This is a genomic window from Thermomicrobiales bacterium (assembly GCA_041390825.1).
Lineage (GTDB): Bacteria > Chloroflexota > Chloroflexia > Thermomicrobiales > UBA6265 > JAMLHN01.
This window is the reverse complement of record JAWKPF010000007.1, coordinates 77,759-102,494: the sequence shown is the minus strand read 5'-3', so window position 1 is coordinate 102,494 and position 24,736 is coordinate 77,759. Positions and strand designations below refer to the sequence as shown.

Genomic DNA, 24,736 nt, shown 5'->3' with positions numbered 1-24,736 from the left:
GGCAGACATCAGGCATCGAGGGAGTAATGATGGATTTTCTTCACGACCGATCTACACGAGCAGCGCGCACTGGCTGGTCGCCCAAGCGAGTGCTCGCTGCCGGAATCTTGACCTTTGGATTGGCATTTGGTGTTGGCGCAGCCGGCACGATTCAGTCGATGGTGCAACCGGCTCAGGTGGCTGCCCAGGATGGAGCCACCGCGCAGCAGCGCAGCGTTGCTGATGTGTATGCCGAGGTCAATCCTGCTGTCGTTACGATCACGACCTTCGTCGATGCGTCCACGTTGCAGCAGGCGCAAGGACAGCAGCAGTTCCCGGGTATGCCGGGCGATGGTCAGCTGCCCGGTGAGGGTCAGCTGCCGGGTCAAGAGCAAGCTCCTGAAACAGACGACACCACTGGCAGTCTCGTCGAGTATGCCGCGGGCTCAGGGTTCATCGTTTCTGACGAAGGCTACGTGGTGACCAACAATCATGTGGTCGAAGGAGCGACCGCGTTCGAAGTTCGCTACGCGGATGGCGCCGTGAGAAATGCGACTCTGGTCGGTGCAGATCCGTTCCAGGACGTTGCCGTGCTCAAGATCGATCTCAGCGATGGCTCGAGTGTGCCTGGAACTGTTGCCTGGGGCGATTCTGCCGCGATGCGCCCTGGCGATGAAGTTGTCGCGATCGGCACTCCCTATGGCGAGTTCAACAACACCGTCAGCGATGGCATGATCGGCGCAGTCGACGGCGATCTCAACTCAGGAGGCGGCTACAGCCTGCCGAATCTGATCCAGCACGATGCGGCCATCTACCCTGGCAACTCTGGCGGACCGCTGCTGAACATGGAGGGCGAGGTCATCGGCATCAATGTCGCCAAGGCATATGGCGATGTCAACAGCTCCTCCGACGAGGGGTTCAACTTCGCGATCGAATCCAACGCTGCCAAGGTCATCGTGGATGAGATCATCCAGACCGGGAGCTACGCCCGTCCATATCTCGGCATCCAGGCCCAGGCAACACAACAAGGTGTTCAGGTGATGGAGATCGAGGCCGGCGGCCCTGCCTCGAGCGGTGGTTTGCAGGTCGGAGACATCATCGTCGGTGTCAATGGCGACGCTGAATCCGATCCGAGCGAAGCACTCGACACCATTCTCTTCGAGAAGAAGCCCGGCGACACGGTCACACTCGATGTGATCCGCAACGGGCAGTCCACAACGGTCGAAGTCACGCTCGGTGAGCGTCCGACCGCACTTCCTCAATAGGAGTCAATCGGGGCGGTTCCGCCTGACCGCCCCGACCAGCTCAAGCAACTCTGGCGCGGGAGGTGCCCCCGGTCGAACGATCGATCACCACCCGCGTCAGGTTGCGACAGTTGCACAAATCGACAGCCTGCGATAATCAACAGATTGGTGTAACCATGGCAAACACGCTGGAAATGGAACGGCTGATGACAGACACTCCAAACGGGGTGCGGCCAGTGCGGGTGTTGGTGGTGGAGGATGATCCCGGTGTAGCGAGTTTGCTGCGCCGTGGACTGGCATTCGAGGGCTACGAGGTTTCGCATGTTTCCGATGGGGGACAAGCGCTCGTGGCGATCCGAAACCAGGCTCCCGATCTCTTGATCCTCGATGTCATGCTTCCGGTACTGAGCGGGATCGAGGTCGCCAAGCGGATTCGCACCGCGGAGGCGCAGAGCGGCAGCAAGTCGTTGCCGATCCTGATGCTCACCGCACGAGACGGGGTACCCGACCGTATCGCTGGTCTCGATGCCGGCGCGGACGACTATCTCGTCAAGCCGTTTTCGCTCGATGAGCTCATGGCTCGTTTGCGGGCACTCCTTCGGCGAGGCGCCACGTCAGCAGACGACCGGCCCTACGAAGTGCTTTCGTTCGACGATATCCAGGTCGACCTCGGCACGCGCATCGCCACCCGCGGCTCGCGTGAGCTCCGCCTGACACCGAGAGAGTTCGATCTGTTGGTCTATTTCTTGCGAAATCCAAACTTCGTGCTCACCCGTGCCCAAATCATGCAGCGCGTCTGGGGTGACGATTTTTGGGGTGACTCGAACGTGCTGGAAGTCTTCGTTGCGAACCTGCGCAAGATGCTCGAAGCGGACGGTGAGTCTCGCGTGATCCAGACCGTGCGCGGGGTTGGCTATGTGATGCGCAAGTCCCCGGCATGACGGCAGGGCGCACCAGGTTCTTTCGGTCGATTCGCTTTCGGCTGACGGCTTGGTACGCCATCATTCTGTTCATCATCATCCTGCTCCTGGGGGCTGGGGTTGCGAAAGTGCTGGAGCGCGAACTCCGGCAAGATGTCGACGACCGGCTGCGCGCCACCGCAGTGGAGATGCTCGACCAGTTCAGATTCTCCATGGAGTTCGGCGGTCAGAACACCGTTCTTTACTCACAGTCCCCTGCGGTCTTTTCCTTCCCCAGCCAACTGATCCAGCTCGTCGACCTCGACGGCGGAATCATTTACTCCACTGACAACCTGGGGCAGCGCCGCCTTCCGACCATTCCTGCAGCGGACGGTCAGGATGCCTCCATCCGGTTCGACAACGCCGAGGTGGATGGCGCGACGCTGCGAGTGTTGACGTATCCCATCTATCTCCCGAATCGTGGTGTCATCGGCGCCATCAACGTGGCCGAGCCGCTCATCCAGATCGACTCGATGCTTTCAGATCTCCGTCGCCAGTTCCTCGCTGCGGCGCTGGCGGGGGCATTGCTCGCTGCGCTTGCGGGCTGGTTTCTGGCGGGACGCGCGCTCAAGCCGGTCGACCAGATGGTCAATCGCGCCCAGCAGATTGCCGACAGTCAAACGCAACGATTGGCGCTCGATCAACGCCTCGATGTGCCGCCCACGGAGGACGAGCTCGCCCGGCTGGCAACCACCTTCAATCATGTTCTCGGCAAGATGGAGGAATCGCTCTCCACGCAACGTCAGTTCGTGGCTGACGCATCGCACGAGCTCCGTACGCCGTTGACCGCTATCAGGGGGAATGTCGATCTGCTGGAGATGCAGCTTCGCCGTGGCAATGCCGCTGATGAGGAGATCGAGCAAACGATCCAGGATCTGAAACGTGAAAGCGGTCGCATGTCCCGTTTGACGGACGACCTCCTTACGCTGGCGCGGTCGGAAGCTCCGGGCGGTCTCGCGATCCAGTGCGGGCCTGTCGATCTCTCGGACGTTGCCAAGGACGTCGTTCGCACGGTACTTGCATCAGGCGCCCAGCCGGAGCTTTCGATCGAGGGTGACGAGCATGTGGTGGTGACCGGCGATCGAGATCGACTGGAACAGGTCATGCTCATCCTTTGCGACAACGCACGGCGATACACCCCGGCCGATGGCACGGTGACGCTGCGTGTCTCTGGCGGTCCAGCCGGCGCGCGGTTTTCCGTCATCGATACGGGCAGCGGCATCTCCGAAGAGGATCAGCAGCGTATCTTCACTCGCTTTTTCCGGGCTGATGCATCGCGCGAGCGTGCCAGCGGGGGCACCGGACTGGGGCTTGCGATCGCAAAGGCCATTGTGACCGCCCACGGCGGAGAAATCGTGGTCGCGAGCGAGTTGGGCGCTGGTTCGACGTTTACGGTGCTTCTGCCTTATGGCGGAACCTGTGAGGGAAACGCCTAGATGCGATACGCCCGGATGATGATGCGATCGGTGTACTCGGCGCCAGTCCAGACGCCCCCGCAGGTGATGAGCGTCAGCGCTTCATAGCCCACATCGTTGATGATCGTTTGCGGATCCACGGTGCGGGGAACGACCTCGATCGCGCCGACCACATAGGTCGCGCCAGCTCCATCGGCTCCAGTCAGGTAGATCTTGTCCCCTGGCTGCAGCCATCCAAGGTCCCAGAACACCACTGGGCCGTATCCCCACCAGTCGCGGTGTCCGGCGATGACGGTGTTGGTCCATTCCCCGGGGCGTGAGAAGGACTGGTACCACCCGGCTTTCCAGGGATCGACCGGGTTGGTCATCACGCCGTCCTGGACCGTCGTGATTTCGATCTGCGCGTCGACCTTGATTTTCGGAATCTGGAGACGCACCGGATCGAACGGTTCATCCTGGTTGGGGACGACTCCATCCCCGGTAAATGTCACGAAGCGCGACGGGTCGAAGAGCGGCAGATTGCCACGATCGGCCGGACCGGTCGGAAGATCGAGCTGAAGTGCAAGCTCGAGACCGACTTCGGCCAGCGTAGCTCCGTTGGTTCCGAGATCGATACGTCCGAACTCGAACCATTGCGAACGCAGTCGTCCATTCCGATACGCTGCGCTGATCGGCTCGCCCAACAGCACGCTCCCGTCCCATTGCTCCCAGTAGGGCAACAGCTCGGCGTCGACGGCAAGCAGCTGCCTCGAGCCGGTCTGGTTCGTTGTGGCGGTCGATTCCTCGGTCGGGATGCCCTGCACCGTGCGAGCACCGGGCGCTCTTCGACCCTCGATCAGCTTGGGATCGCCTTGCAAGATGCTGAGCAGCTCGGCTCCGCTTCGGGTGCGGCTGATAGCATCGTTTGCCTTGTGGACCAGCACTCCGTACTGGAACACCTGCGCCGCCCGGCCGTCGAACTCGACCACATCGGTCACTGGGAGTCCGAGCAGGCGCTCGCCATCGTTTTCGACCCAATAGCGAAGAAATGGGTCGGAAAGAATGTGCCCAGTCGATTCGACGTAGAACTGAGCCGGCGGCGAGGAAGCCGCACCGCTCCCAACCCCGAGCCCTGCCGTGACCAAGAGCACGGCGAGTACGAAGCGAGCGAGGCGAATCGAGTTGGGATGCGGCGCCTCATGCGGGGAATGAGGTTGCGCGTCCAAAATAGCGCCGGACCTCCGGTAGTGACGAGACTAGAGGTACTTCCAGATCAGAAATGCACCGAGGGCGCCAAGCCCGAAGACGATGGCGCCCGGAGCGAGAAAGCCCAGAAACGACGCCATGCTGAATCCGAAGGCATAGATGCCGGTACGCTCGCGCACGGCATCGTCGGGGCCGAAGTCCTTTTCGAGATAGCCGTTCGACTGTTCGCTCATGCGCCTCTCCAGAATCCGTTTGACCTGATCCGCGCCTGTTCGCGCGGTACGAACGATCGTTCCCTAGCGGCCACATTGTAGCGCACCAGATCATTCGCTCCCGGCGTCATCCGCTTCGCCGGGAGCCGACGGCAGGTTGCGCATGGCCGGAAAGAGGATGACGTCGCGTATCGTCGACTGATTGGCGAAAACCATGGCTGCCCGGTCGATCCCGATACCCAGTCCGCCGGTGGGCGGCATACCGTACATGAGCGCATTGATGAAGTCCATGTCGATCGGCATCGCGTCTTGATCGCCGGCATCCTTGTCCTTCTGCTGCTCGGTGAAACGCACCCATTGATCGATCGGGTCGTTAAGCTCGGTGAACGAGTTCGCTAGCTCAGCGCCCGCAATGTAGAGCTGAAAGCGTTCGGCATGTGTTGGATCGTCAGATTTCCGCTTCGCGAGAGGGGAGAGCTCGACCGGATAGTCCACGAGGAAGGTCGGCTGCACCAGGAACGGACGTACGAACTGCTTGAGCAGCTCGTCGACGATCCGTGGCCAAACGGTATCGCTCTCCACATTGGTCCCGGCCGCGCGCGCGGCGGCCAGGAGCGATGGTTGATCCGGATAGATGGCGTAATCGACACCTGAGCCATCGAGGATTGCCTGGCGCAGGCTCTTGCGCGGCCACTCTCCGCCGAGATCGATCAGATGACCCTGCGATTCGAATACGAGGCCGCCGAAGATCTTCTGCGCCGCGAGCTGAAGCATTCCCTGGATGCGGTCCATCATCGTGGTGTAGTCGGCGAATGCCTCGTAGAACTCGAGCATGGTGAACTCGGGCGAGTGGTTCTTGTCCACGCCTTCGTTGCGGAAGTCCTTGCTGATCTCGTACACCCGCTCGAAGCCACCAGCAATCAGGCGCTTGAGATAGAGCTCGTCTGCGATGCGAAGGTAGAACGTCTGGTCGAGCGCGTTGTGGTGCGTCGTGAAGGGACGTGCCGCCGCGCCGCCATAGAGCGGCTGGAGCACCGGAGTTTCCACTTCGAGATACCCATTGCTGTCCAGATACTCGCGGAACGCCGTGATCAACCTGGCACGGATCTCGAACACGCGCCGCACTTCGATGTTGGCGATCAGGTCGGCATAGCGCTGCCGGTAGCGCAGTTCGATGTCCTGCAAGCCGTGATACTTGTCGGGGGGGGCGTTGAGCGATTTCGCGAGCATCGTGACCGCGGAACTCCGCACGGAGATCTCGCCGGTCTTAGTGCGGAAGAGAGTGCCGGAGGCCTCCACCCAGTCGCCCAGGTCGAACCGATGCAGAAACGCGAGGAACGCGTCGTCGCCCATCTCGTCCTTGCGAAGATAGAGCTGAATGGTGCCGAATCCGTCGCGCAGTTGAACGAAAATGGTCTTGCCCATGTGCCGAATCGCGGCGATCCGACCACCGACCGTGACGTGGTGTTCCGCCGCTCCTTCGCCTTCGTCCGACTCGAACAGGTCGATCGCTTGCGCTGACGTGTGCGTGCGGCTCGATCGTGTTGGATACGGTTCCACACCGTCAGCGCGGAACTCATGCACCTTGTCCAGCCGGACGCGCTGCAACTCTGAAAGTTCTGGTTCCGCTGGGTTTGTTTCAGTCATTGCTCGTTCCATGGACAAAAAAATGCCGGGCGCTCTGGTTCAGGCACCCGGCAGCAATCACATCATGCGCGCCGCGGCCAGCTAGCTGACTTTCTTCACGGTGTAGGTAATGGCGCCACCGGGCGTTTCGACCGTGGTCGTGTCACCTTTCTTGCGACCGATCAACGCTGCACCGACGGGAGAGTCGGTCGAAATCGTGCCGACGCGGGTATCTGCTTCCTCCGGGCTCACCAGACGCCAGACTTCCGACTCCCCATCGTCGCTGACGATGGTCACCGTCGAACCAAGACCAATCGCACCACCGGTCGGCGGCTCGACGATCTCTGCGGTTTCGAGCAGATACTCGAGCTCGGTGATGCGCGCGTCGGTCAGCACCACTTCTTCCTTGAGATCTTCGTACTCGCTGTTGTCGGAGATATCTCCGTGCTCGTTAGCGTCCTGGATGCGGGCGGTGAGCTCGGGCATCTTCGTGTGACGAAGGTGCTCGAGTTCCTCGGCCAGGCGTTCTTTTCCTTCTGGAGTCAAGCGAACGACGTGATCGCGAACCATTGGGGGCCTCGTTTCCTGTTGAGCAGCCAGTCAAGCGGCGACCGGTCGCTGTTGCGTGGGATCACCATTGTCCCAGAAACTCGCGTTGAGACTGTGGCCCGAGAGCGGTTCAAGACGCTGATAGGAAGCGCAGGGTAAAAAAAGAACGCCATGGGGCGCTCGGGTGTCAGTCGAACGAAAACGCCAAGGGAAACATCCCTTAGCGTGTCGTGGACGTGATTATAGCGGACCACGCACCGAAACGCGTCGTTCCTGTTCTTGACGGTTCCGCCAAGCGTTCGATTCGTCTATCGACGGACATCAGGGGACGCCCTGGTTTTGGCCAACGATGAGGATGCAACGAACGTGCCGAGATACAGGCACGTTCGTCTCTCGAAAAACCGAGGGTGAACGTGCATTGACATTGCCAAGCTGCCGTGTCTACACTGACTGCGTTACCAGATCGGCGATCTTCCTCTCGATTCCCGTTGTCGGAGCGAGGATGCGGCGTGCCGATTTGGGAGGGGTGACATATCTGGGGGAGGGGAAATGTCCCAGAAGCCGGAATCTGTGGATCGCGTCGATCCACGAGACCTCGCGATTCGGCTTGCAACGTGTTTGTGTCTGATCCTTGGCGCGTTTACCGCGCTCATGCTGGTGTAGGAACAGACCAACACGGATTGCAACTCGAGAAACCAAAACGGCCGAGCCCAATCGCTCGGCCGTTTTTTCGTCTCTGGGGGAGCGGAAACTAGACGTGGGCGGCGAACTTCTGGCTGACGACTGCGATCGCCTGCTCGAGATCCCCGATCAAATCGTCGATGTGTTCGATGCCGACCGAGAGTCGCACCAGATTGTCAGCCACCGCGGCGCCGGTTCCAGCAACGCTCAAATGCGTCATCTGCCCCGGGTGCTCGATGAGCGATTCGACCCCGCCCAGGCTCTCGGCCAACTGGAAGACCCTGGTCGTCTCGACGAACGCCTTGGCGGCCTCGTATCCGCCTCTGGTCGTGAACGACACCATGCCAGAGAAATCGCGCATCTGCCGTGCGGCTACCTCGTGGCCAGGATGGCTCGCGAGTCCAGGATAGAAGACCTGCTCAATGATTTCCTGCTCCTGCAAGAACTCGGCAACTGCGCGCGCATTCGCGCAATGGCGGTCCATACGCACCCCGAGCGTCTTGATCCCTCGCAGGATGAGCCAGGTGTCGAACGGGGCAGGCACTGCTCCGGCGGCGTTTTGCAGGAACTTGAGCGTTCCGTAGGTCTCCTGGTCGTTCCCGATCACCGCCCCTCCGACCACGTCGGAGTGTCCGCCCAGGTACTTGGTGGCGCTGTGGAGCACGAAGTCGGCTCCGAGTGAGAGTGGCTGCTGCAGATAGGGCGACGCGAACGTGTTGTCCACCACCAGCCGCGCTCCGCCGTTATGGGCGAGCTCGGCAACTCCGGCAATATCGACGATCTTGAGATATGGATTTGTTGGAGTCTCGACCCAGACGAGCTTGGTGTTTGGCCGCATTGCGGCGCGCACCGCATCCAGGTCGCTCATCTCGACGAGGTCGAAATCGATGCCGTAGTTCGCGATCACCCGCGCCACGAGGCGATAGGTGCCTCCATACGCGTCGTTCGACAGCAGAATGTGATCGCCGGGACGCACCAGATAGAAGAGGTTCTGCGCGGCAGCGAGCCCGCTGGCGTACGAGAGCGCCCACGCGCCACCCTCGAGCGAGGCGAGCGCCGTCTGGAGCGCGGTTCGGGTCGGGTTGTCCGAACGGGCGTAGTCATATCCCTTGTGCTCGCCAACCGCCTCCTGCACGAAGGTCGAGGTTTGATAGATCGGGGTGATGATTGCCCCGGTCGCAGGATCGGGGTCTTGTCCAGCGTGGATCGCGCGCGTCTCGAATCGGGTGCCGTTCCAATCGTGTTCCGTCATTCCAAACCTCCGTATCTGCTACCAGTCTCTTCGTTTCGGTTGCCGGGCGGCGAATTCCAGCAAGTCTGAACGCGTCACGACGCCCACCAGTTTCCCCTCACGTTGCACGAGCACCGCGGGCGCGCCGCTGCCAAAAAGCGGGAAGACTCGCTCGATCTCCTCGCTCGCGTCGACCAGATTGAACGGGGCGTCCATGATGGTGCTCACGTGTTGCGTCACGATCTCCGGGTTCCGGAAGAGATGATCGAGCAGGGTGCGTTCCTGGATCGACCCGACGATCGACTGAATCTCAATTCCATCGGTTGGACGCGTTCGAACCACCGGCACCTGGCTGATCTCATGGAAGCGGAGCACTTCGATGGCATGCTCGATCGTGTCGTCACAGGCGACGGCGATGACATCTGGCATATCCGGGCTGAACCCCGGTATCAACTGGCCCAGCCGAGTCGGCCCGCTGAAACGCGAGAGGAAGCCGTTTTCGCGCATCCAGTCGTCGTTGTACAGCTTCGACAGGTATCCACGACCGCTGTCCGGCAGCAGAACGACCACGAGCGCGTCAGGGTCATCTATCTCGCGCGCGGCCTTCAACGCCGCCCAAACCGCCAGACCGCCCGATCCGCCGATCAGAATCCCTTCCTGGCGGGTAACCGCCCGCGCGGTCAGGAATGAGTCGCGATCGGAGACCTGAATCCACGTATCGACGCTGTTGCGGTCGAACGTGCCGGGCCAGAAGTCTTCACCGACGCCTTCGACCTTGTAGGTGTGCAACTGATCGGTGGTGTAGATCGATCCCTCGGGGTCTGCGCCAATGACCTGGACAGCCGCGTTCTGCTCCTTCAGGTAGCGGCTGATGCCGCTGATCGTTCCTCCGGTGCCGACGCCTGCCACGAAATGGGTCACCTTGCCGCCGGTTTGTTCCCAGATCTCCGGACCGGTCGATTCGTAGTGCGTCCTGGGATTCATCGGGTTGAAGTATTGGTTCGGCTGGAAGGCTCCCGGCACTTCGCGGGTGAGCCGGTCGGCCACCGAGTAGTAGCTCTCGGGCGAGTCACGCTCCACCGCGGTTGGAGTGGTGACAACCTCTGCGCCGTAGGCGCGCAGCAGAGCCACCTTTTCAGGGGCAACCTTGTCTGGCATGACAAAGATGCAGTGGTATCCGCGCACTGCCGCGGCCATCGCAAGCCCGACCCCGGTGTTGCCCGAGGTTGGTTCCACGATGGTTCCACCCGGCCGGAGCCAGCCTTTTCGTTCCGCTTCCTCGACCATGCGGATGCCAATGCGGTCTTTGACCGATCCGCCTGGATTGGTCATCTCAAGCTTGGCTGCGACCGGGGTGCGAATCCCGCGCGTGACCGCATTGAGGCGCACGATCGGCGTCCCGCCGAGCGCGGCAATCACATTCGGGAATATTTGATCGACTGCACGATTCGTCGTATCGAGCCGGTTGCCGTTTTCTTTCGTAACCACCGTCGGACTTGGTCCTTTCGTTGTGGAAGAGCCGGGTGGATCGCACGCTTCACTGGCGTGTTTGCCCGATGGTAGCACGCGTCTCGGACGCGAGTTCTTGCCGGAGATGTTGCTGCAATCGCAGCCATGCCCGCCGCATCGTGCGGGCGCTTGCGCCGCGCTGCGCCGCAATCCGTGAGAGCGGAATCCCATCGCGAACATGCAGGAGCAGGAGCTCCCGCTCGAACGGTGAGAGCCGAAGCGCAAGTTCCTCCAGAAGGAGAACCATGCCGGCGTCGCTTTGTGAGAGATCGACGTTCGCCGCGGCAACGGGACGGTCGCCCAACGGCCGATCGCGCGGGGCCAGTCTGCGAGCGGCGTCATAGAGCCGCCAGGGCACTGCGCCGTGCACATAGGCGGAGAACGAACCGGAACCCGACCAGTTGTCGAGCAGCTCGATGAAGATCAAGTAGAGCTCCTGCTCGAGGTCGTCCAGCTCGCAGCCAAACCCGGAGAGACTCCGATACCAGAGCCGAATCAGAATGTGGTGCAGCCGAGCGGCATAGGCATCGAACAATGCGTCCCGCAGGGCCGCATCGGAGGAGTCACGCGCACGGACGAGCGCGGACACGATGCGGTCGAGATCTGGTTCGATCAGCCCTCGAGCGGGAAGGACCGGCACGAGAGGTGGACGAACATTCGTGTGGATTGGATGATCTGCACGGGGCAGCATGAGCCATTCTCCCTGGTGAGCGAGCGCTGCCCACATGCGGGCAGCGCCAACTTGTCTGAAGGTCCCGCGGATGCGGGAGCGCGCTTCAGCGCTGGGGAGGCTCTTCGGAGCTCGAGCGTCGGGGATCAGGGGACTGGGGCAAAAAGCGCGTCGTCGGCTGGCAAGTCGAGAAAATGCTCTGCGCCGCACTTGGGGCAGACGGTGTGGACTGGACTGCTGACATTCCAGTAACGGTCACGCGCCTTGATATTGACGCGTCCGCTGCGATCGTAGGTGGCCAGAAGCACCGGTGGTTCCTGGCAGTGACATTCCCAGCGGGTAGGTTTCTCCCGCGGAGGCGAAAACTGCGGGGTTCGCCTCCTTGTTGGGCTGGACATTCCGTGGCCTCCCATCTTCTCGAGAAAAATAGAACACATGTTCTGTTTCGAAGTGTAGAGGGAGGCAAGGGCGATTGTCAATGCAGTTGAATCAACGTCAAAGTACGAGGAAGGTCGCAGCGACTACGCCGACCAGCGATCCAGAGACTCGTTGCGGCGTGTGAGTATCTGTGCGTGAGATGCCCGGTTGATCCGAGGAAAGGGCCGTGTGTCAGGCCGAGTACTCCCATGCGCCGATCGCGTCGCTGATAAGCGCAATCGCGTTCTGGATCGTGCGCTCTCCGCGGCGACCGCCACCCGGGTTGACGTTGCAGATCGTCCAGGTCACGACCTTGCCGGAACCGAGCGCGGTGCGCAGGGCGGCCGCAGTATCTTCCAGCGACGGCCCCTGTTCCGATGGCGTGGTCGAGCTCGGTACGAGATGGGGATCGAGCAGATCGATATCGAGATGCACCACGATCGCGTCGCAATCGTCCGCGAGGCGCTTCACCGCGCGCTCGAACTCTTCGCCACCGACAAGTTCTTTCGTCGTCATCAAGCGCACATCGGTTGCGCGGATCAGCGCTTCCTCTTGTTCGTCCAGCTCACGAACGCCCGCCAGCAGAATCCGGCTGGTCGGAATGGGCGCGGCCATGCGCGCGGCTCGACGCCAGTTTGGGCCTGAAAGTCCGGCAATGATGGATAGGGACATTCCGGCCAGGATGCCGCTGTAGCTGGTTTCGGGAGTGTTGAAATCACCATGCGCATCGAGCCAGATCACCCCGATGCGCGCATCGGCTCCCCTGGCCATCTGCACGCCAGATACAACGCCCACAGCGGCTGTGTCGTCGCCGGTTAGCACCAACGCAGGGCATTTGTCGTCGAGTGCCTGGCTGATCAGCGCAGCGGTCGAGGCCCCGAGGGTGCCGATGTTCACAGCGGTACGTCCTTCTTCGCGCGCCTCATCGGCGAGGTTGGCGGTGAGCGTCCCGCGCACGTTTGCGTTGCTGGCTCCGATTGCTCTCACCAGACCTGCGTCCAGCAGCGCGTCGGGGCCCGCTCCGAGTCCCTGGCGGGGTTGGTCATATCGATATGGAACCGAAACAATGTACAGGTCCACCCGCAACGCTCCCGCCGAAAATCCGCGTATTCCCACTTGTCATTTGATTGTACCCGGTAACAATGGCGCCTTCGACTGACGAACGCCGTCTAGAATTCCGGTCTGATGAACTGGACCGGCGTTCTTGAAGCAGATGGCAAACGCGACGACTGGACAACTCGATCACTACAAGTTGCTCGGAGTCTCCTATCAGGCGACTCCGGTGGAGATCAAGCGCGCCTATCGGGCAGCGATGAAGCGATCGCATCCAGACCGTCTCGCCGCTGATAAGCGTGTCGAAGCCGAAGCACACGCACGCGCGCTCAACGAGGCATATGCGGTGCTCTCCAAACCGGAGACCAAACTCCGCTATGACCAGCAGCTGAAATCGACGATGGTGCAGGATCAGATCATGAGCCGCTATGCCGGCGGACTCGGATCACCGGGTCAGGATCAGGATATCTACGCGCGAATTAGCGAGGCGAAACGTCTGGAGCAGCGGAAGCTGCAACGGCAAAGCGACCGGGAGGCGACCTCCAGCCTGCTGATCGTTTTCTTCGGGTTCGCCGTGATCGTACTTGCGTTGCTGATCCTGGGTTCGTTGATTGGATCAGCGTTCGGCTGGGTATTCTGACACGGACCCAGCACGACACCCGCGCTAGTCCTGGGCAAGGCCTGTGTGGCGGCCGGGACGTCGTCGCTGTCGCGGTGGCGGCGGAACGAACTCGGCAGCGAGTCTTGCCAGCAACTCCAGCTGCAAATCGGCACCCTGCAGAACAGTCCGCCGATCAGCATCCGAGAGCGGTCGGCGCTCGTCATGCGCGCGGACCAACAGGCGCCCGCACGACGGAATCGCATCGAGCGCAACCAGCCAGGGCAGGATCCGCCGCTGCACGGGTGAAATCGGACGTGCATCCACGTAACCAGTGAGCACCTGTTCGACCCGGTCGTCCGACCATGCCCCGTTCCGGCCGATGAGCTGAGCCAGATCGGTTGCAACTGGCGCGGCGCCGATCCTGGAGCAGTCCAGAAACGCATAACCGCCGTCTGGTTCGGAAACAATGTGCGCGCCCCAGAGATCCTGATGCGCGATCACCGGCTGCTCGGAGCGCAAGAAGTCCGCCTGCTCGATTGCGTGCTCGGCGTTCGCGAGCAGCGGCCGAGCAGAGGAGAGCCAACGTCGCGCGCGGGACTCCTTGCGAATCTCTCCTGCGAGCCGGCGCTCATCCAGATCGAGCGATCTGCGGGCGGCGGAGAGCGCATCCTTCAGCTTGAGATGAGGAACCCGGGCAAGAATCGACCCGTTCATGCCGGATTGGTGGAAGACTGCAAGTGCCGCAGCGATCGATCCGAGCTGTTCCAGATCGAGTGACGACGGGAGATGAATCGTCGCCCACTGGCCGTCGACGATGGCTTCGCCACAAGCGCTCCCCAGTGCCCAGGATCGAGCGTCGAAGGCGAGGGGTCCGATTCGATCACTGGCTACCAGGCGAGTCGCGTTCTGAAGCTCAGGCTGAAGCAGGAACTCCTGAATCAGCTCGACCCTGACAGCAGGAATCGCCGGATCGAGCTGCCGCACAGAAAAACGACCGGCATCCGTCGTGACGGTAGCGAGCCACGAGCGGTTGCCGATCGAATCAGGCTTGCCGCCGGGAAGGAGTCGTTCCGACGCCGCGACAACGGCTTCGCTTCCCGGCGCAAGCACTATTCCTCGTCCCCGGTGGACGCAGCAGATGACGTGCGAATCACCTCGACGACGGTCGTGTCCGCGAGTGTGGTCGTGTCGCCGAGCGGTCGGTTCTGGGCGATGTCGCGCAAGAGCCGGCGCATGATCTTTCCGCTGCGGGTCTTGGGCAGGTCGGGCGTGAACATCACGGACTTCGGACGCGCGATCGGGCCAATCACTTTGCCGACGTGCTGGCGCAGCTCGTTGCCGAGTTCCGGGTTGGCGTCGACGCCCGACTTGAGGATGACGAAGGAGAAGATCGCTTCACCAGTGAGATCGTCCGGAATTCCCACCACGGCGGCTTCCGCAACCGAAGGATGTGACACCAGGGCGCTTTCGATCTCGGTGGTGCTCAACCGATGCCCGGAGACGTTCATCACGTCGTCCACGCGGCCCATCAACCAGAAGTACCCTTCGTCGTCCCGCTTGGCGCCATCACCGGGGAAATAGGTCCCAGGGAAGCGCGACCAATACGTACGTTCGTACCGTTCCGGGTCGCCATAGATGCCGCGCAGCATGGCTGGCCACGGCTTGCGGATAACCAGATAGCCTCCGCCAGTGGGCACTGTCTCGCCGTTGTGATCGACGATATCAGCGTCGATTCCCGGGAATGGGAAGGTCGCGGAACCCGGTTTCGTGACTGTGAGTCCAGGAAGCGGCGTGATCATGATCATGCCAGTCTCGGTCTGCCACCAGGTATCGACGACGGGACAGCGCTCTTGCCCGATGTGCTTGTGGTACCAGATCCATGCTTCCGGATTGATCGGCTCGCCAACGGTGCCGAGCAGCCGCAACGAGGAGAGATCCTTCGATTCGGCGAACTGAGCGCCTTGTTTCATGTGCGCGCGGATCGCAGTTGGCGCGCAATAGAGAATGGTGACCTTGTACTTCTCGACGATGTCCCACCAGCGATCCCAGGAAGGAAAGTCGGGAGTGCCTTCGTAGATCACGCTGGTGGAGCAGTTCGCCAGCGGACCATAGACGATATAGGAATGCCCGGTGACCCAGCCGATATCGGCCGCGGCCCAGTAGATGTCGTCATCCTTGATGTCGAAGACGATTCGGTGCGTGGTCGCAACGCCAGCGAGATAGCCGCCGGTGGTGTGCAAGATGCCTTTCGGCTTGGCAGTGGTTCCGGAGGTGTACAAGAGGTAGAGCATGTCTTCGCTCTCCATCTGCTCCGGCTCACAGTCCGTCGATTGCTGCGGCACGATGTCGTGCCACCAGACATCACGCCCTTCGGACCAGTCCACCTCCTGACCAGTGCGTTGGACCACGAGCACCTTCTCGATGGTTGGGGTGGACTTCAACGCTTCGTCCACATTGACCTTGAGCCCAGAAGCAGCGCCGCGGCGATACCCTCCATCGGCTGTGATCACCGCCTTGGCCTCGGCATCGTTGATGCGATCGGAAAGCGCAGCAGACGAGAAGCCGCCGAACACCACCGTGTGGGGGGCGCCCAGGCGCGTGCAGGCCAGCATCGCCACGGCAAGCTCCGGAATCATGGGCATGTAAATGGCAACGCGGTCGCCGCGTCCGATACCAAGCTCCTTCAGGGCGTTCGCGCATCGGCAGACGTCGTCGAGCAGCTCCTTGTAAGTGATGACGCGGGTATCTCCCGGCTCACCTTCCCAGTAGTAGGCGATGCGATCACCCTTGCCGGCGTTGACGTGCCGGTCGAGACAGTTGTAGGAGATGTTGATCTTCCCGCCGTCGAACCACTTGGCGTAGGGCGCCTTCCAGTCGAGTACGGTGTCCCATGGCTCGAACCAGTCGAGCTTGGCTGCTTCCCGGGCCCAGAAACCTTCGAGGTCCTCGGCGGCCTCGGCGTAGATCGCCGAGGTGTTGACCTCCGCGGCGGCGGCGAAGCCGGCTGGAGGGGGGAAGTGCCGGTTTTCGGCCAGTAGCGCCTCGATTTCCTCGTGTCCCGTTTTCTGTTCTGTCATCTTCGCCAGTTCTCCGTACGACTGATCGAGGCGCAACCATGCGCGCGCCGGGACACGGTGTCTCCCGGCAATAGCTGAGAAAAACAGTATACAAAGGCCAACTGGCCACACCGAAAAAGCATGCGCAAGTTGCGCGGCTCTTCGTGAGCGTCAAGAATTACTGCCGTTACGGCATCGGGCGGACGGGTCCGCAAAACAAGGAGGAGCAAGCTGGCATGGTCGACTTCCACATGATCATTGGATTGGCGACGTTGGCGGCGTTCATCATTCTGACGATCGTCAACGGACTGCGAGCGTTCCGCGGCGCCGAGATGAGCTGGGCGCGTGGTCTCTCCTTCGCGGCCGCTGGCCTGCTGCTCCTCCAGTATGTGCTTGGATTTTCGTTGCTTGGCAGTGACCATAAGATCACTGCCACCCACTACATTCTGGCGCTGGTCGCGATCGTGCCCGTCGGCGCGGAACACATGATTGCCGCGCAGGAAACCGATCCGCAGCGATCCCGCCGCATCGCATTCATCTGCAACCTGGCGACCGTGATCATCCTGGTGGCGGTGTACGAAATCGGACAGCGCAACGCCTAACTGGTGCTAGACGACCGGGTTGCGGCGCGGTCGTCCCCGCTTGCGCGGAATGATGTTTCCGTTTTCGTCGTAATCGGGTCCACGCTTGCGCCGCGGCTGGGGTGTGTCGAACTCTGTCTGCGGGAGTACCCAGGCGGTCGTCGGTTTGATGATCCAGGGCATCACAAACGTCTCCGTGGAGCGAATGCCGTCGATGCCGGCGAGCCGCTGGAGGAGATTCACGAGGCCTTCCTGGTGCTCGACGACCACGTGGATCACGATATCGAAACTGCCGGTGACGAATGCCGCGAACGCAACCTCTTCCATAGCGCGCACAGTCGCAGCGATTGGCTCGAGCTCGCGGACATCCAGCTTGAGCCCGATGATCGCTCGCAGTTGGTAGCCGAGTTTGGCGGGGTCGGCGACCATCGAGAACTCGATGACGCCGATCTCCTGCAAGCGCTCCATGCGTCGCCGAATCGTCGATTCCGGTATGCCGGTCTTGCGGCTTAACTCCGCATAGGACGCGCGCGAGTTCTGTTGCAGAAGTCGAATAATCGCCCGGTCGGTGGGAGTGACGCTACGCGGCATGCCGTATCAGTCTCCATCGAGCGCACCAGGAGTGATGCGCGGGTAAATGCGAAAAAGCGGTGCGATCTGCTCGAAAATCTGCGGGCGGATCGTCCCAGCGGCAGATTCTAGCAAAGACCGCGGACAGATTTTCAAATGTCCCCATATTCGTGAAAGAAAGTTGACATCATGGTGACTTGCGGTCAACGTCGATGCCGCAGCACGTGAGGCGAAATTGCGATATCCGCAAGCGAGCTTCCTATGCTATTCTTCCTGCAATCGATAGTGAGCATTGGCGGCGTTTGCGCCGCCATCCGCAGTCTCGGTCCCGCACACATCTCGCGACCCCGCCTTCGCGCGCATGTGTTGACCAAACCTCGCGCAGGGGGTGCGCGAACGCTTTGGGAAGGCTATAGGGTGCATCAAATGAGGCGAACGCTACTGGCCGTCGTGATGGTCGTGTCTGTCCTGGGTATGGGCGGGTTCATGGCGCCGAAGGCGACGTTGGCTGCCACGCAAAGTGTCGACTCATGGATCGAGCTGTCGACTGGGAACCCGGCTCCGGGCTGCCCCATCGATGTTTCGGTCGAAGTTCGCTCACAGGGCGCTCCGGTGACCGGGGTGGCGGTCGAGCTGGCATTGCACCAGGACGGCAATCTGCTTACTGCGGTTCATGGCGTCACCAATGACGCAGGCATCGACTTTCTCACCCTCGACACGTCAGCGCTTTCGAGCGGCGTCGGCTATTGGCTCGACATCAATGTCGGCGGTGTCTATCTCACCGGGCAGTCCATCGTCACGGGTTCGACGGACTGTGGCGCGCCGAAGTCGATCAAGACATCTGGCACGATCTCGGTCGTGCCTGGGGCGTCTGGCTCGACAAGCGCCGAGGTCTCCGGCATGACCGGAACTGGCGCAGGCTCGAAGGTGTTCGTTCCGACCTATCAGCAGCAGCGTGGCCTGTCGTGCGAGTTTGCCTCGATGTATATCGCCACCAGCGCATTCGGTGACGGCGTTTCTGAGTACGCCTTCGATGACGTCGTTGGGCTTTCCCCGAATCCGCATCTCGGTTATCGCGGAAACATCACCGGAACCTGGGGCAACACCACCGACTACGGTGTCTATGCGCAGCCGCTGTCATGGGCGCTCGCGCAGTTCGGCTTCGTGGGCGATGCGTTCTACGGGGTCGGCGACGATTCGACGATCACCTCGCGCCTCGACAACGGCTGGCCGGTGGTGGTCTGGCTTGCGCTCTGGGGAGATCAGAGCTTCCGCACCGAATACGATGGACAGTCGTTCACCCTCGTTCCGGGTATGCATGTCATGGTCGCCTACGGATACGACAGCGACGGCATCTACCTGTCGGATCCGGGGTCCGGAACCTATCGGTTCTACGACTGGGCGACGTTCAATGCCATGTGGAGCGTTCTGGATGGCATGGCGATGGCAGTTCATCCTGCCTAGTTGAAATCGATCGACATGTGGGAACGCCGCTGGCCTCGGTCAGCGGCGTTTTTTCTATCAAGAAGGGGACAGGTACACGATGGGAATCACGACAACCAAGTCGGTTGGGCTGATCTTCGACGATCGCTACCTGGCGCACGATACCGGTTTGTCGTTGATCGAGGACCGGTTTTCCTATCCCTTTCCCAAACCGATCGACCATCCGTCGAGCCCGGAACTGGTTGGCCGCGCCAAGCAGTTGATGGACCTGGCTGGTGTGACCGATCTGATGACGCGGGTAGACCCATTCGAAGCAACCGATGACGATATCTTGCGCTTCCATACCCGCGACTATCTCGATCAGCTCTACAAGCTGGACAAGATCGGAGGCGACACTGGCTCAGGAGCGCCGATGGGAGTTGGCGGCTTGCGCATCGCGCGGCTTTCCGCCGGTGGTGTGATGGCGGCAGTCGACGCGCTCGTCGCCGGTTCTGTGCGCCAGGCGTATGCGCTCGTGCGGCCACCGGGCCATCACGCGATGGCCGACCGCGGAATGGGATTCTGCGTTCTCAGCAACGTCGCCCTCGCCGCAATGTACGCGCGCGCGGTCCATAAGGTCGACCGGATCGCCATTGTCGATTGGGATGTGCACCACGGAAACGGCACACAGAGCGCCTTCTCTGGAGACGCCGACACACTCTTCATTTCCTTGCATGAGGATTCGCTCTATCCATTTGGCTGGGGCACGGTCGACCAGGTGGGCGAGGACGAAGGCGCCGGCCGCACAATCAACATTCCGCTCCCCGCCGGAAGCGGAAATGCTGCCTACCGGGCGGCCTTCGAGCGGGTGGTCGTGCCGGTCATCCAGGAGTTCCAGCCGGAGTTGATCTTCGTTTCCGCTGGTCAGGACGCAAACGTCTCTGATCCGTTGGCGAGGATGACGCTCACGACGAGTGCCTATCGCGCGATGGCCGGAATCATGCTCGATCTGGCGGAGCGTATCTGTGACGGAAGACTCGTGGTGGCGCAGGAGGGTGGCTACGCACCGTACTACGCTCCTTATTGTTCTGCGGCGATCGCGGAGACCTTGACCGGGCGAGGCGAGGGTCCGTTGCCGCTTCTCGAGCCATTCAGGGAATACGACACCACCCTTCCCTCCAACACAAGGGTTGGCCTCGATGCCGAGCAGGCAATCAAGGCCGTCGAACAGGTCCAGTCCCAGTACTGGTCCTGCCTGAGGGGCTAGACACTCCCCACTGCCGAGCGATCGAGAGGTACGGATCGGCGCTCGACGTAAGCCGAGGCGCAGATTCGTCGTGCCCAAACCTCCATTTCCACAGCAATCACGCAGCGATCGGATTTCAGCGTACGTTCGGGTTGCGCACGCCAGTACGTCCATGCCGAAAGTCGAATACTCAGGAATTCTTTCAGTGATTCCCAGCCAGGTATGAGCTCAGCTCGTGATAGTGGCATCGGTCGATTCGTGACCGCCTGACAAATGACCCAAATGGTCCGGTGGTCCTCAGGGACCGACGGGGCATTCTCGATGGTGGCGGGCGCGCGTACGTTGGCATTGCAGTGCCGCGTAGGTCGCGTGGCCCAGCCCGCATCACGTTCATCCCGCTCGCAATCGAGGGAGGGGAACCCTATGTTCGTTCCGCAGGGAACGTCAGTAGCGCGTGCAGACGCCAGGACCACGGCGTCTGGACGATTGATCCTGCTGGCACTTGCTGGCGCGCTTCTCTTGGCATTGTTTTCCGTGTTCTCCCCGGCGGCGCAGGTTGCAGCTGCGTCCGACGGGTATGTCGACACGGACGTGCTCAACCTGCGTGATTCTCCGAGCACCGACGGGCAGATCATTACCCAGATGTGGCAAGGCGAGTACGTGGCTGTCATCGACGGACCGACCGGCGACGGCTGGTACCAGGTCGAATACGACGGCACAGTCGGTTGGGCCTACGGCGGTTATCTCTCGATCGATGGAGTCGGTGGCTGGGCCAGCGATGCCGGGGTGGGTGGCGTGTCATCCGCCTCGTCGGGCGAACGGTGGATCGATTTCAACCGGTCATCGCAGACAGTGACCCTCTATGAGGGGAGCGCACCCGTCGCTTCGTATTGGGGCGCCATTGGCTGGGACTCGTCGAGCGACGGATTCTATTCGACCGCGATCGGCACCTACTATGTCTATAGCAAGTACGCACCGATTGCCTGGACCGACTGGGGCCAGACCTACATCAAGTACTGGGTCGGGTTCGATCCCGGTCGTTCGAACGGGTTCCACAGCTACTCGCTCGACGCGAACGGCAATGTGCTGCCAAACGGCGCCGGCGCCACCGGTGGTTGTATCGCAACCGATCTGGGCGCGGCCGCAGCGATCTATGACTTCTCCGAGATTGGCATGCGGGTCGAGGTGCACTGGTAGGCTCGATCGCGCCACAACTCGACAGTGAACGCGAAACGCGGCCTGGACCTCCGGGCCGCGTTTTCCTGTTTGTCCCCGGGATGGTTCAGGTGTCCTGGAACGTGTCGCGCTCTGGATGGGCATAGTGCAGCCGGCGGCGGACGGATAGGGTGACGACTCCGGTCTGCGGGGCAAAGAGATAGGCAAGGATGAAGAAGGACGTCGCTACGAGCACGACGCTGGCGCCGCTCGCGAGCGAGAAGTGGTACGAGAGATAGAGGCCCAGCAATCCCGAGAGGCCGCCCAGTACCGCCGAAATCCCGATCATCGTGACAAGCCGGTCGGTCAGGAGTCGTGCCGTCGCCGCCGGTGTCACCAACAGCGCGAGCACCAGGATGTTCCCCACGGTCTGCAGCGAGATGACGATGGCCAGCGAGAGCATGATAAAGAAGAGTTGCTCATACAGCCTGACGTTGATGCCGTCGGCCTGCGAAAAGACCGGATCGAACGCAATCGACGTCAATTCTCTGCGTGTCAGTGCAACGACCAGGAGCACGATCGTGCCCACTCCTGCGGTCAGATAGAGATCCTCTCGGGAGACGCCCAGAATCGAGCCGACCAGGAACGAAGTCAGGTCGCGTGTGTACGTGCGCTGGGTGGAGATGAGCGCGATTCCGAGCGCGAACGCGCCGACGAAGAAAACCCCGATGGCTGTGTCGTTGTTGATATGCGTGTGGCTGCTGGCCATACCGATCAGGATCGAAACGACGATTGCCGCGATCATCGCGCCGATCAGGTAGTTCGCGCCGAACAGATAGGCGATCACGATTCCTGGGAAGATCGCGTGCGACAGTGCGTCGCCCATGAACGCGAGTCCCTTGAGCACGACGAAAACCCCGATGACCCCGCAGAGCAGTCCCACCAGCATTGCCGCCAGCAGGGCATTCTGCATGAACGGGTGTTCCCACGGTTGCGTGAGCCAGCTCACGGGTTGACGGCCTCTTTCCCGAGATCGATGAGATCGAAGATCGAAGACCGTCCTCCGAACGTCGCGCGCAGGTTCTCCTCCGTTGCTACCTGGCCGGGAGGGCCGTCGGCAATCACGGTGCGGTTGAGCAGGATCACACGATCCGATGATCTGAACGCTTGATAGAGATCGTGGGTGGCGTAGACGATCGTTTTTCCGCGCGCGGCAAGATCGTGCAGCACCCCGACCACAATGTCCTGGGTTGGAACGTCGACCCCGGTGAACGGCTCGTCGAGCAGATAGACGTCGCCGTCCTGAATCAACGCCCGGGCGAGAAAGACGCGCTGCTGCTGGCCACCCGAAAGCCGGCTGATCTGGACGGTCGCGAACCTCTCCATGCCGACCTGTCGGAGCGCTTCCCGAGCCGCGTCGCGATCGGCGTCGCCAAACGGCAATAGCCGGCTGCGCGCTTTCCTTTTCGCCAGCAAGACAACCTCGGTCACATCGATGGGAAATGTCCAGTCGACGGCCGATCGTTGCGGCACATAGATGATGCAGGGGCTGGGACCATGGCAGTCGACACCGTCGACCAATACCCGCCCATGTGACGGTGGCAGGATGCCCGCGAGCACGCGCATGAGCGTGCTTTTCCCGGCGCCATTCGGTCCGACCAACGCGACGATCTCCCCTGGTGCTAGAGACAGATCGATCGATTCCAGAGCCGAGCGGTGCTCAGTGAACGCTCAAGCCTTCGGTACGTATGCGAGCCATTTTGGCGGATACCAGCTCGTTCATGCGTCGCGCAGATTCTCGACGATGATCAGGGTGTCGGTTTGCATAAGGCCGATGTATGTGTCGGCTCCCGAACCCTCATCGCCCAGACTGTCGGTATAGAGATCTGGCGCAACTCGAATCCCCGTATCGGCCGCGAGTGACTCGGCCAGGGCCGGATCGACCGTGTTCTCAGCAAAAATCACCGAGACGCCGCTCTCTTCCACCCGCTCGATCAACGCGACGACGTCCTTGGCCGATGGCTCAGTACGCGAGTCGAGTCCTGGAATCACCGTGCCAACGATCGTCAGCCCATAGCGTTCGGCATAGTAGGCAAGCGCGTCGTGATTGGTCACCATGATGCGCCGGTCTTCCGGAATGAGCTCGATGCGCTCGCGAATGTCATGATCGAGACGATCGAGCTCCGCTGCGTAGGCTTCGTATCGTTCCTGGTATCCCGTCGCGCCATCCGGATCGAGCGCCGCGAGCCCGTCGCGAATGTTGGCAGCCATCTGTTTCGCGCGCATCGGATCGAACCATACGTGCGGATCGCCCATGTCGAAGTCGTGGTCGTGGTCCTCCTCGTCGTGATCCCCGCCCTCATGATCGCCACCGATCGTCTCGATTCCCACGGTTGCCACGACGACTGGAGCGTCTGTCTGCGCCGATTCGATCAGGCTGTCGGCCCAGGTATCGAGTTGCAGACCATGCAACACGATCAGATCGGCATCCTCGATTTCGATCACATCGTCCGGCGACGGCTCGAAGTCATGCGGATCGGCATTTGCCGGCAGGATCGAGGTGACTTCGACGCGTTCACCGCCAATCTGGCGAGCAAGATCCGCAAGAATGCTGGTCGACGTGCTGATCTTCAGGGCGCCATCCGCCCTCGACTCGACGACAGGCAACGCGGATGGGGTAGCGAAGGGGGGAACAGCGTCGTCCTGCGCGTGGATGGTTCGAGCGGTCAGACCCGGCCCGACGGCCACGGCCGCACTCCCCAGGAGCAACGCGCGACGGCTGAATCGACTGGACATGCTACGTGTGACTCTCCCTGGCTGCTCGGACGCGCACGGTCGCCGATGCGACCGGAAGAGCCTATCGTTTCTGAGACATTGTGTCAAATATGTGAGGATGATGCGCTTCGGCAGTCGTGACAAAGCCCGAAGATTTCCAGACTGTGTCCCTGGATAGCGAAGTCATGGCTCTTGCCAAGCTCGCTGACCACAGGTTCTACCGGGCAGGTGGTGAACGCAACCACATATCCACACCCGGAGCAGATGAGATGATGCCGGTGACCGGGCTCTCCGACGACATATGCCGGATGCCCATTGGATTGCAAGAGCCGGGAGAGAATGTCCAACGATGCCATGATCTCGAGCGTTCGATAGACCGTCGCGCGGCTGATTTCCGGCAGTTGGTGCACCATCTGCTCGGCAGTGAACGGTCGACTCTGCCGCATGACTGCTTCCACCACCTCTTTGCGAGGAGCGGTCGCCCGGTATCCATGGTCCGCAAGCATGGCAAGCGCGTCGCGGGATGTGATCGAAGGGTGGTCGGGTTCCATAGTGATCGGAGACTACCACAGCACCGCGGGATCGCCCGAAACGACCTTC

The 24,736-nt window shown here is 61.4% G+C and carries 24 protein-coding genes; 8 read left to right on the top strand and 16 right to left on the bottom strand.

Annotation, left to right across the window (positions count from 1 at the left end; all coding sequences use genetic code 11):
* Positions 1 to 26: 26 nt before the first annotated feature.
* The 3 genes from R2855_03920 (at position 27) to R2855_03910 (ending at position 3,618) form a co-directional block, all read left to right on the top strand.
* Positions 27 to 1,244, top strand: a complete 1,218-nt coding sequence (locus R2855_03920; GenBank protein MEZ4530157.1) for a trypsin-like peptidase domain-containing protein — start codon at positions 27 to 29, stop codon at positions 1,242 to 1,244.
* Between the two features lie 185 nt (positions 1,245 to 1,429).
* Complete coding sequence (locus tag R2855_03915) at positions 1,430 to 2,164, top strand: response regulator transcription factor (protein ID MEZ4530156.1); 735 nt, start codon at positions 1,430 to 1,432, stop codon at positions 2,162 to 2,164.
* Entirely contained in the window at positions 2,161 to 3,618 is a 1,458-nt protein-coding gene (locus R2855_03910; protein MEZ4530155.1) for a HAMP domain-containing sensor histidine kinase, read from the top strand. The genes R2855_03915 and R2855_03910 overlap by 4 nt, the downstream gene beginning before the upstream one ends.
* Here the strand turns inward: R2855_03910 and R2855_03905 are convergent.
* From R2855_03905 to R2855_03865, 9 genes are all read right to left on the bottom strand, one after another.
* Positions 3,615 to 4,802, bottom strand: a complete 1,188-nt coding sequence (locus R2855_03905; GenBank protein MEZ4530154.1) for a class F sortase — start codon at positions 4,800 to 4,802, stop codon at positions 3,615 to 3,617. The two genes, R2855_03910 and R2855_03905, sit on opposite strands and share 4 nt — an antisense overlap.
* Before the next feature lie 30 nt (positions 4,803 to 4,832).
* A complete protein-coding gene (locus R2855_03900; GenBank protein ID MEZ4530153.1) occupies positions 4,833 to 5,015 on the bottom strand; it encodes a hypothetical protein in 183 nt (60 codons plus the stop codon).
* Between the two features lie 90 nt (positions 5,016 to 5,105).
* Complete coding sequence (lysS, locus tag R2855_03895; protein ID MEZ4530152.1) at positions 5,106 to 6,641, bottom strand: lysine--tRNA ligase; 1,536 nt, start codon at positions 6,639 to 6,641, stop codon at positions 5,106 to 5,108.
* A gap of 81 nt (positions 6,642 to 6,722) precedes the next feature.
* Positions 6,723 to 7,190, bottom strand: a complete 468-nt coding sequence (greA, locus tag R2855_03890; GenBank protein ID MEZ4530151.1) for a transcription elongation factor GreA — start codon at positions 7,188 to 7,190, stop codon at positions 6,723 to 6,725.
* 730 nt (positions 7,191 to 7,920) lie between these two features.
* On the bottom strand, positions 7,921 to 9,102 hold the full coding sequence (locus R2855_03885; protein ID MEZ4530150.1) for a cystathionine gamma-synthase: 1,182 nt from the start codon (positions 9,100 to 9,102) through the stop codon (positions 7,921 to 7,923).
* An 18-nt stretch (positions 9,103 to 9,120) separates the two neighbouring features.
* Entirely contained in the window at positions 9,121 to 10,569 is a 1,449-nt protein-coding gene (locus R2855_03880; protein MEZ4530149.1) for a cystathionine beta-synthase, read from the bottom strand.
* Between the two features lie 49 nt (positions 10,570 to 10,618).
* Positions 10,619 to 11,281, bottom strand: a complete 663-nt coding sequence (locus tag R2855_03875; protein MEZ4530148.1) for a sigma-70 family RNA polymerase sigma factor — start codon at positions 11,279 to 11,281, stop codon at positions 10,619 to 10,621.
* 125 nt (positions 11,282 to 11,406) lie between these two features.
* Positions 11,407 to 11,568, bottom strand: coding sequence for a hypothetical protein (locus tag R2855_03870; GenBank protein ID MEZ4530147.1), 162 nt, complete (start codon positions 11,566 to 11,568; stop codon positions 11,407 to 11,409).
* Between the two features lie 301 nt (positions 11,569 to 11,869).
* Positions 11,870 to 12,757: an arginase family protein gene (locus tag R2855_03865; GenBank protein MEZ4530146.1), complete on the bottom strand. Its 888-nt coding sequence runs from the start codon at positions 12,755 to 12,757 to the stop codon at positions 11,870 to 11,872.
* A gap of 133 nt (positions 12,758 to 12,890) precedes the next feature.
* Here R2855_03865 and R2855_03860 point away from each other — a divergent pair, with 133 nt between their 5' ends.
* Positions 12,891 to 13,370: a J domain-containing protein gene (locus tag R2855_03860; protein ID MEZ4530145.1), complete on the top strand. Its 480-nt coding sequence runs from the start codon at positions 12,891 to 12,893 to the stop codon at positions 13,368 to 13,370.
* 24 nt (positions 13,371 to 13,394) lie between these two features.
* Here R2855_03860 and R2855_03855 read toward each other — a convergent pair whose 3' ends face one another.
* Positions 13,395 to 14,441, bottom strand: coding sequence for a phosphotransferase (locus tag R2855_03855; GenBank protein MEZ4530144.1), 1,047 nt, complete (start codon positions 14,439 to 14,441; stop codon positions 13,395 to 13,397).
* Complete coding sequence (gene acs / locus R2855_03850; protein MEZ4530143.1) at positions 14,441 to 16,408, bottom strand: acetate--CoA ligase; 1,968 nt, start codon at positions 16,406 to 16,408, stop codon at positions 14,441 to 14,443. Before acs ends, R2855_03855 begins: the two co-directional genes overlap by 1 nt.
* 215 nt (positions 16,409 to 16,623) lie before the next feature.
* Between acs and R2855_03845 the strand changes: the two genes are divergently transcribed.
* A complete protein-coding gene (locus tag R2855_03845) occupies positions 16,624 to 16,989 on the top strand; it encodes a hypothetical protein (GenBank protein ID MEZ4530142.1) in 366 nt (121 codons plus the stop codon).
* Between the two features lie 6 nt (positions 16,990 to 16,995).
* On the opposite strand, the gene R2855_03840 is transcribed toward R2855_03845, so the two are convergent.
* A complete protein-coding gene (locus tag R2855_03840; GenBank protein MEZ4530141.1) occupies positions 16,996 to 17,559 on the bottom strand; it encodes an Lrp/AsnC family transcriptional regulator in 564 nt (187 codons plus the stop codon).
* 405 nt (positions 17,560 to 17,964) lie between these two features.
* On the opposite strand from R2855_03840, the gene R2855_03835 reads away from it, so the two are divergent.
* From R2855_03835 to R2855_03825, 3 genes are all read left to right on the top strand, one after another.
* On the top strand, positions 17,965 to 19,002 hold the full coding sequence (locus tag R2855_03835) for a C39 family peptidase (GenBank protein ID MEZ4530140.1): 1,038 nt from the start codon (positions 17,965 to 17,967) through the stop codon (positions 19,000 to 19,002).
* A 79-nt stretch (positions 19,003 to 19,081) separates the two neighbouring features.
* Positions 19,082 to 20,227: a class II histone deacetylase gene (locus tag R2855_03830; GenBank protein MEZ4530139.1), complete on the top strand. Its 1,146-nt coding sequence runs from the start codon at positions 19,082 to 19,084 to the stop codon at positions 20,225 to 20,227.
* 402 nt (positions 20,228 to 20,629) lie between these two features.
* Positions 20,630 to 21,403 (top strand): SH3 domain-containing protein, encoded by a 774-nt coding sequence (locus tag R2855_03825; protein MEZ4530138.1) that lies wholly within the window; start codon positions 20,630 to 20,632, stop codon positions 21,401 to 21,403.
* An 85-nt stretch (positions 21,404 to 21,488) separates the two neighbouring features.
* On the opposite strand, the gene R2855_03820 is transcribed toward R2855_03825, so the two are convergent.
* The 4 genes from R2855_03820 to R2855_03805 all read right to left on the bottom strand — a co-directional run bounded on the left by R2855_03820 (position 21,489) and on the right by R2855_03805 (position 24,642).
* Complete coding sequence (locus R2855_03820; protein MEZ4530137.1) at positions 21,489 to 22,370, bottom strand: metal ABC transporter permease; 882 nt, start codon at positions 22,368 to 22,370, stop codon at positions 21,489 to 21,491.
* Positions 22,367 to 23,059 carry a metal ABC transporter ATP-binding protein gene (locus tag R2855_03815; protein MEZ4530136.1) on the bottom strand — a complete coding sequence of 231 codons (693 nt, stop codon included), beginning with the start codon at positions 23,057 to 23,059 and terminating at the stop codon, positions 22,367 to 22,369. The genes R2855_03820 and R2855_03815 overlap by 4 nt, the downstream gene beginning before the upstream one ends.
* An 81-nt stretch (positions 23,060 to 23,140) precedes the next feature.
* Positions 23,141 to 24,157 (bottom strand): zinc ABC transporter substrate-binding protein, encoded by a 1,017-nt coding sequence (locus R2855_03810; GenBank protein ID MEZ4530135.1) that lies wholly within the window; start codon positions 24,155 to 24,157, stop codon positions 23,141 to 23,143.
* 83 nt (positions 24,158 to 24,240) lie between these two features.
* Positions 24,241 to 24,642, bottom strand: coding sequence for a Fur family transcriptional regulator (locus R2855_03805; GenBank protein ID MEZ4530134.1), 402 nt, complete (start codon positions 24,640 to 24,642; stop codon positions 24,241 to 24,243).
* Between the last annotated feature and the right edge of the window lie 94 nt (positions 24,643 to 24,736).